This window comes from Pedobacter sp. JCM 36344 (assembly GCF_046546555.1).
Lineage (GTDB): Bacteria > Bacteroidota > Bacteroidia > Sphingobacteriales > Sphingobacteriaceae > Pedobacter.
Genome location: NZ_JBKHKK010000052.1, coordinates 1 through 731, shown reverse-complemented (window position 1 = coordinate 731; position 731 = coordinate 1). Strand labels below are relative to the sequence as shown.

The window sequence follows — 731 nt, the reverse complement described above, 5'->3', positions numbered from 1 at the left end:
GTACCCAGCTTGCCAAAGAAGCCTTTATTCGTCAGCAATATGCACCAGGATCCTGTTGTGAGTTTGATTGGGGCGAAGTGAAGCTGTATATAAAAGACAAATTATGCAGGTATTACCTAGCTGTTTTTACCAGTGCCAACAGCAATTACCGGTATGCCTTGCTTTTTCAGCATCAGGATAGCCTGGCTTTTAAAGAAGCTCATATCTGCTTTTTTGAACATGTGGGCGGGGTTTATCACCAGATGGTTTATGACAACATGCGGGTGGCGATATCGCGTTTTGTAGGTCGTACCGAGAAGATCCCTACTGCCGGATTGTTAGAACTGAGCCGATGGTATCAGTATCAATGGCGTTTCTGTAACGCAGCTAAAGGGAACGAAAAAGGACATGTAGAACGTAGTGTAGAATACTTACGTCGCAAAACCTTTGCTTTTAAAGATCATTTCGATAACCTTCAGCAGGCACAGACTTATTTACAGTCACGACTAATCGAATTAAATGAAAGGACCTTAACCGGGCAGCAGCAAAGTCCATCTGCAGGACTGGAACTAGAACGTAGTGGCCTATATTCTTACCCAGGATGTATGGAAAGCTTTAGTGGAGAAAACCTTAAAGTGGACAAATACTCCACCGTCTGCTTTGCAACCAACCGCTATTCTGTACCAGACCACTTAACAGGTCGAATGCTTTTTGCGAAGGTTTATTCCCAGTGGATAAAAATATATGATGAC

Annotated in this window: 1 protein-coding gene; it reads left to right on the top strand. The window is 43.2% G+C overall.

All coding sequences use genetic code 11. The annotated features are described in order from the left end of the window. A partial coding sequence (locus tag ACHFIZ_RS17945; RefSeq protein ID WP_410888351.1) for a Mu transposase domain-containing protein occupies positions 1-731 on the top strand: 731 nt, incomplete at both ends.